The following is a 6940-nucleotide window of genomic DNA, read 5'->3' on the forward strand; positions in this document are numbered from 1 at the left end:
CTTTCTTCCATCTTCCATCTCCCATCTCCAATCTTCCATCTTCCATCTTCCATCTTCCATCTCCCATCTTCCATCTCCCATCTTCCATCTTCCATCTCCCATCTTCCATCTCCCATCTTCCATCTCCCATCTTCCATCTCCCATCTTCCATCTTCCATCTCCCCTCTTTCCTATTCCAAAAAATAACCTTATTTTTAACCCATTGAAATTTCAAATGAATCAAACTATTTTAAAGGTTGAAAACCTATCCAAACAATACCGTTTAGGAAAAATTGGAACAGGAACGTTGAGTCACGATCTAAATAGATGGTGGCATGCCATTCGTGGGAAAGAGGATCCTTATTTAAAAATTGGGGAAGCTAATGACCGTTCCAACAAAGCCACCAGCGATTATGTTTGGGCGTTGCAAGACATCAATTTTGAAGTTCAAAAAGGAGATGTCTTAGGCATTATCGGAAAAAACGGAGCAGGAAAATCAACGTTATTAAAAATACTTTCGCGTGTAACTTCACCTTCCACAGGTAGCGTGAAAACCAGAGGAAGAATTGCCTCCCTTCTGGAAGTAGGAACCGGTTTTCATCCGGAAATGACCGGTAGGGAAAACATTTTTTTAAACGGAGCTATTTTGGGAATGACCAAACGTGAAATCGCTACTAAAATTGATGAAATAATTTCTTTTTCAGGCTGTGAACGGTATATAGACACGCCCGTAAAACGATACAGCAGCGGAATGACTGTTCGTTTAGCATTTGCCGTTGCAGCTCATTTAGAGCCAGAAATTCTGGTAATTGATGAAGTGCTGGCTGTAGGAGATGCTGAATTTCAGAAAAAAGCAATTGGCAAAATGCAAGATATTTCCAAAGGAGAAGGACGAACCGTTCTATTTGTTAGTCATAATATGGCTGCTGTGAAAAGTTTGTGCAAAACCGGAATTGTCCTAGAAAACGGTCGTTTAACTTTTCAAGGAACTTCCGAAGAATGCGTCGGCTATTATTTAAACGATTCAGGCACGCACACTTCCAATTTTAAAAAGTATGATGAAAATTATGCGAAAGAATTATTCACACTTAATTCGATAGGAGTTAAGAACGTAACCAAATCTTTTAATGACACTTTGGTAGAAAATTTGGGTATTGAATTGATTATTTCAATCGATTTTAAAATTATACCGGATAATTACCATATCACTTATCACTTGTATAATGAATTGGGTGAAGCATTATTTTCATTTTACGATTCCAAAGGTGATACAAAATTAAAAATGGGAACCAATCAATTGACTTGTACCATTCCGGCTGATTTTTTCCAATCAGGAAATTATTCGCTAGCACTTTTTATTATAAAAGATAAAAGAACCGCTGTTTTTGTAGAACGAGATATTTTCGGATTTACAGTTGTAGACGGCGGTAGAGAATTAGGTGTTTATATGGGAAGAGAACCCGGATTTATTCGTCCGCAATTTAAATGGTCTGTTCAATGATACAAGTCACACAAACTTTTTTGCCACCCATCGAAGATTATCAAAGGCAAGTGGAACGCATTTGGACAAATAAATGGTTGACAAACCGTGGTGAATTGGTTCTTGAATTGGAATCGAAATTGAAAAGTTATTTAACTGTTGATCACATTCTAATTACGAACAATGGGACCATTCCGTTGCAAATGGCTTTAAAACTATTTGGGAATAATGGACAGATTATAACCACACCTTTTAGTTATGTAGCCACAACCGCTTCGATTCTTTGGGAAAATTGCCGACCCGTTTTTGTAGATATTCATCCCGATTATTTGACTATTGATGAAACAAAAATTGAACAAGCCATCACAACCAAAACCACTGCAATACTTGCTACGCATGTTTTCGGAAATCCATGTCATGTAGAGTACATTGAAAAAATTGCAAAAAAGCACAACCTGAAAGTAATTTATGATGCAGCTCATTGTTTTGGAGTGATGTATAACAACCGGTCAATATTTGATTTTGGAGACATAAGCACCTGCAGTTTTCATGCAACAAAATTATTTCATACGGGCGAAGGCGGTGCTGTTTTTGCAAAAGATCAAGCACTTCAACATCAATTGTTTTATTCGCATAATTTTGGACATAACGGGCCGCTTGAATTTCACGGATTGGGAATCAACGGCAAGATTTCCGAATTGCAAGCAGCTATGGGCTTAGCAGTTTTGCCATATATGAAAGACATACTGCTGGATCGTAAAAGAGTGGTGGAGTTTTATACGAATACTTTGGATTTTTCTAAAATAAAAAAGCTCAAAATTCGCGAAAATACCGAATGGAATTACAGTTATTTTCCGGTTATTTTTGAAAATGAAGCAACGCTTTTGAAGGTTCAAAAAGCACTAAATGAGGCAGCCATTTTTCCAAGAAGGTATTTTTATCCTTCCTTAAATACGTTGGATTTTGTAACTGGCGAAACGATGCCATTTTCTGAAAATGTTGCCAAATGTATTTTGTGTTTACCCTTATATGTAGGCCTTTTGGAGGCTGATTTGAACAAAATTGTGACACTAATCAATCAAACGGTATGATAATTATTGGAGCCAAAGGATTCGCAAAAGAAGTTTTAGAAATTTTACATCAGTTAAATCAACTGGATGAAGTGGTCTTTTACGATGATGTGAATGCAGCTATTCCGGACTTTTTATACGGACAATTTAAGGTGTTAAAAAATAAATCCGATGCCATTCAGTACATAAAAAATACTGATTCCCATTTTACGATTGGCATCGGAAACCCACTGTTGCGAAAAAAAATATACGATGATTTTACAGAAATTGGAGGTGAATATGTTGGAACAATCAGTCCTTTAGCAAAAATTGGACATTTTGGAAATTCAATTGCTGTTGGCTGCAATATCATGACAGGTACTGTAATCACAAATGATATTATCATTAAAAAAGGAGCATTAATCAATTTGAATTGCACCATCGGACATGATTCGGTTATTGGTGCGTTTGTTGAAATGTCGCCGGGTGTTCATGTCTCCGGAAACTGTAGTATTGGCGATTATACTACCATAGGATCCAATGCAACCATTTTGCCAAGAGTTTCAATTGGTAAAAATGTGATTGTTGGAGCAGGATCGGTTGTTACAAAAGATGTTCCGGATAATTGTTTGGTAGTTGGTGTTCCTGCGGTTATAAAAAAAGAGTTACCTCCTTTACCTTTTTAAAATGAAAACCAAACCACTCGTTAGCGTTGTGATGATTACCTATGGTCATGAACATTTTATTCGTGAGGCAATGGAAGGAGTTTTAATGCAAAAATGCAACTTTGACGTGGAACTGATTCTATCCAACGATTGTTCGCCGGACAGAACAAATAAAATCATTGAGGAATTACTTGAAAATCATCCCAACGCTTCATGGGTGAAGTATTTTAATCATGCAACTAATGTTGGGATGATGCATAATTTTCATTTTGCTCTGCAACAAGCAAAAGGTACCTACATCGCTCTGTGTGATGGGGATGATTATTGGACAGATGCCGCCAAATTAGAAAAACAAGTACAATTTTTGTCAAACAATGATTCAATGGCTGCTTGCTTTCATAATGTTTCAGTAATTTCAAACGAAAAGTCTACATTGTATTTTCAGGACAAACAAGAAGGTGCCGTAACAGCTGAAGAAATAGTCCTAAATGGAGGAGGTGTTTATCCAACAGCATCCCTTCTTTTTAGAAATGAAATTAGTTTACCGGATTTTACGCTACAATCAAAAGCCGGAGATTCTGCATTGGCTTTTTCTCTACTTGAAAAGGGCCATTTTTATTTTATGAATGATACGATGGCAGCTTATCGAAAGCATGCAGGAGGCGTTTTTTCATCCATTAAAAATGATCAAAGTAAAAGATTAGAAGATATAAAAAGCAACCTAAACTTACTTGTCAACTACCGAAAAATTGCTGTGAATACTCCCAAAGAATATTTTACTCAAGCAATATCCAAACAATTGGACCAATTTTCAAATCATTTCGGAACAAGCAAATTATGGGAGTTGAAAAGAACTACGGCACTGACTACTAAAGATATCGTCCTTTTTTTGACAAAAAAAATTAAAGATAAATTCAAATGACGATTGGAGTATCCATCATTTTAGCAACGTACAATAGAGCTCATCTAATTTTAGAAACGTTAGCATCTATTCAAAATCAAACCTATACCAACTGGGAGTGTTTGATTATTGATGATGGAGGAACTGATGCTACATTTGAAATACTGCAACCCCATTTGTTGTCTGATTCCAGATTTTCCTATCAAAAAAGACCGAGTTCCTATTTCAAAGGTTTACCCGGTTGTAGAAATTTTGGATTGGATATTGCAAGTGGTGAAACTCTTATTTTCTTTGACGACGATGACATCGTACATCCTCAAAATTTGGAATTGGCTCTGCAAGGAATAAACAGCAATTCATTCGATTTTTGTTTGTATCAAAAACAATCTTTTAGTGAAAATCATAAGTTGCAATTTAAAAATGAAGTCTTGCAATCAGGTCAAGAGATAAATCATACGGACTTAGAGCAGGTAATTACAAACAGTTTACCGATGGCTTCCTGTACGGTTTTGTGGCGAAAGCAGTCCGTTGGTAGTCAGCGATTTAATGAGCAATTATTATATGCCGAAGAATGGGAATTTTATACCCGTTTAATCGCAAATGGTCTTAAAGGAATTAGTATAAATAATACGCTTTATTTTAATCGAAAACATCCACAATCCAATACAGCTGAGTATTATACAAACGACCCAATTCGTAGAGCCTCCAAAAAGACAGCTATAGAATTAATGGTTCAGAACTTGTATGCAAAGGGTTATTTATCACAGCCAATAGTGAGGTATTTAATTCAACTCTCGTTACAATTCAAGGAGTTCAATTTGTTTGAACGGATTTTAATTTTAGCAAATGTATCTACAGTTGAAAAATGGAAATGGACTATTTTTTATCAAACCTTGCCATTTCGATTAAAAGTTAACCGTTTTTTAAAAGCTATTTTTAAATGATTGAGTCTAAAAAAATAGTAGTTGTAGTAGATTCTATTGACGTTAATGACAGTAGCGGATCCAAAGCCAATGTTGCCTTGATTGAAAACTTACAAAAGATTGGTTGTAAGCTTTTGGTTCTTCATTACACACAAAAAAATATTCAATTAAATGCAATAGAATGTATTTCGATTCCGGAAAAGAAGTGGAATTTATTATTCCTGTTGAGTCGTATGCAACGCTATTTTACCCGATTTACTGCGATTCATTTGAATAAATTTGTTGAAAATGTATTAGGTTTTTCATTCGTTTTTTTAAATGACAGTAACAGTATATCCTCCGGGATTAAAGATAAAAGAGTGAAAAGTTTCAATCCGGATATCGTTCTGACTTTGAGTAAAGGAGCAAGTTTTCGTTCGCATCATGCATTGTTAAAAGTTTCCGACTTTCATTCTAAATGGTTGGCTTATATTCATGATCCGTATCCCTTTCATTATTATCCAAGTCCGTACAATTGGACAGAACCCGGATATAAACAAAAAATTAAATTCTTTAATCAACTGGAAAATAAAGCTCGTTGGATTGGTTTTCCGAGTGTTTTATTAATGGAATGGATGACCCGTTTTTTTCCGAAAATGGAGGAAAAGGGAATTATAATTCCACATCAAAATGCCAACATTCAATTAACAGACGAATTGCCTGATTTTTTTGATTCGTCCAAGTTTAACCTTTTGCATGCGGGAGCTTTGATGAAACAGAGAGATCCAAAATATTTAATTGAAGGGTATCTTCTTTTTTTAGAGAAAAATCAGTTAGCCAAAAATCATGCACGCTTGCTATTATTAGGTAATAATTCCCACCACGAGGAGTTTTTAGATACATTTACATCTTTTAGTACAATTTGTTTAAGCACCTATTTACCGTATCAAGTTTCTCAAAATTTGCAACATGCAGTTGCTGTCAACATTATTTTAGAGGCAATTGCTGAGGTAAGTCCGTTTTTACCCGGGAAATTTCCACATTGTGTGCAAGCAGACAAACCGATTTTATTATTGGCTCCGCAAAAAAGTGAAACCAAAAGATTGCTCGGGAATGATTATCCTTATTGGAGCGAAGCAGACGATGTTTTGAAAATAGCAGATAACATCCAAAAGCTCTATGAAAATTGGCTTATTAAACCGGAACGTTTGGATAGAACTGATTTAATTGATTATTGTGACACGCCAAATTTGAAAAAAATAATGCGTACTTTAACATAAATGGAAATAAAATATTCAATAGTAATTACCACTAAAAACAGGTTAGCGGAGTTAAAAATAACTTTAGCTAAAATCAGCTATTTGTTTTCCAGAGATGATTTGGAATGTATTCTTTATGACGATGGATCCACCGATGGCACGTATGAATTTGTAAAAACTACGTATCCAAAAATTCAATTGTTACGAAATGAAACATCAAAAGGATTGATTCATAACAGAAACGTACTGTTGAATACCTGTAAAGGAGCTTTTGCCATTTCACTGGATGATGACGCACATTTTATCACTCAAAATCCATTAGAAGAAATTGAAAATTACTTCAATAATCATTCCAACTGTGCAGTCATTGCCTTGCGAATATTTTGGGGAATAGAGGAACTTTTGCATACAGATTCAGTGGAGGTTTCAGAACGAGTGAAGAGTTTTGTAGGTTGTGCACATGTTTGGCGAATGAATCATTGGCGGTTGATTCCAAATTATCCGGAGTGGTTTGAGTTTTATGGAGAAGAAGATTTTGCCAGTTATCAGTTGATTCTTAACGATTTAGAAGTACACTATTTGCCGGAAGTTTTAGTTAATCACAGGGTTGAAGTAAAAATTAGAAAGCACCAAAATGACTATACTTCCCGACTTAGAAAATCACTTCGTGCCGGATGGTATTTGTATTTTATGTTTTATCCTTGG

General features: G+C 35.4%; 7 protein-coding genes. All 7 read left to right on the forward strand.

The genetic code is table 11. The annotated features are described in order from the left end of the window. Positions 1–214 precede the first annotated feature (214 nt). Positions 215–1480, forward strand: coding sequence for a polysaccharide ABC transporter ATP-binding protein (locus tag ACIQ2S_RS09610; protein ID WP_396175389.1), 1266 nt, complete (start codon positions 215–217; stop codon positions 1478–1480). Beyond that, positions 1477–2550, forward strand: a complete 1074-nt coding sequence (locus ACIQ2S_RS09615) for a DegT/DnrJ/EryC1/StrS family aminotransferase (RefSeq protein ID WP_396175391.1) — start codon at positions 1477–1479, stop codon at positions 2548–2550. Before ACIQ2S_RS09610 ends, ACIQ2S_RS09615 begins: the two co-directional genes overlap by 4 nt. Beyond that, positions 2547–3194 carry an acetyltransferase gene (locus tag ACIQ2S_RS09620; protein ID WP_396175393.1) on the forward strand — a complete coding sequence of 216 codons (648 nt, stop codon included), beginning with the start codon at positions 2547–2549 and terminating at the stop codon, positions 3192–3194. The genes ACIQ2S_RS09615 and ACIQ2S_RS09620 overlap by 4 nt, the downstream gene beginning before the upstream one ends. A gap of 1 nt (position 3195) precedes the next feature. Then, positions 3196–4095: a glycosyltransferase family 2 protein gene (locus tag ACIQ2S_RS09625; RefSeq protein ID WP_396175395.1), complete on the forward strand. Its 900-nt coding sequence runs from the start codon at positions 3196–3198 to the stop codon at positions 4093–4095. Then, positions 4092–5018, forward strand: coding sequence for a glycosyltransferase family 2 protein (locus tag ACIQ2S_RS09630; protein ID WP_396175397.1), 927 nt, complete (start codon positions 4092–4094; stop codon positions 5016–5018). The genes ACIQ2S_RS09625 and ACIQ2S_RS09630 overlap by 4 nt, the downstream gene beginning before the upstream one ends. After that, positions 5015–6256: a UDP-glycosyltransferase gene (locus ACIQ2S_RS09635; RefSeq protein WP_396175399.1), complete on the forward strand. Its 1242-nt coding sequence runs from the start codon at positions 5015–5017 to the stop codon at positions 6254–6256. Before ACIQ2S_RS09630 ends, ACIQ2S_RS09635 begins: the two co-directional genes overlap by 4 nt. Further along, positions 6257–6940, forward strand: a 684-nt coding sequence (locus ACIQ2S_RS09640; protein ID WP_396175401.1) for a glycosyltransferase family 2 protein, incomplete at its 3' end; no start/stop codon positions are given.

It is taken from the genome of Flavobacterium sp. (genome assembly GCF_044371705.1).
Lineage (GTDB): Bacteria > Bacteroidota > Bacteroidia > Flavobacteriales > Flavobacteriaceae > Flavobacterium.

What these genes read in the sequence shown, in the direction of transcription:
- ACIQ2S_RS09620 (WP_396175393.1), top strand. Translation starts at nt 2,547, where the DNA reads ATGATAATTATTGGAGCCAAAGGATTCGCAAAAGAAGTTTTAGAAATT.
- ACIQ2S_RS09630 (WP_396175397.1), top strand. Translation starts at nt 4,092, where the DNA reads ATGACGATTGGAGTATCCATCATTTTAGCAACGTACAATAGAGCTCAT.
- ACIQ2S_RS09635 (WP_396175399.1), top strand. Translation starts at nt 5,015, where the DNA reads ATGATTGAGTCTAAAAAAATAGTAGTTGTAGTAGATTCTATTGACGTT.
- ACIQ2S_RS09610 (WP_396175389.1), top strand. Translation starts at nt 215, where the DNA reads ATGAATCAAACTATTTTAAAGGTTGAAAACCTATCCAAACAATACCGT.
- ACIQ2S_RS09615 (WP_396175391.1), top strand. Translation starts at nt 1,477, where the DNA reads ATGATACAAGTCACACAAACTTTTTTGCCACCCATCGAAGATTATCAA.
- ACIQ2S_RS09625 (WP_396175395.1), top strand. Translation starts at nt 3,196, where the DNA reads ATGAAAACCAAACCACTCGTTAGCGTTGTGATGATTACCTATGGTCAT.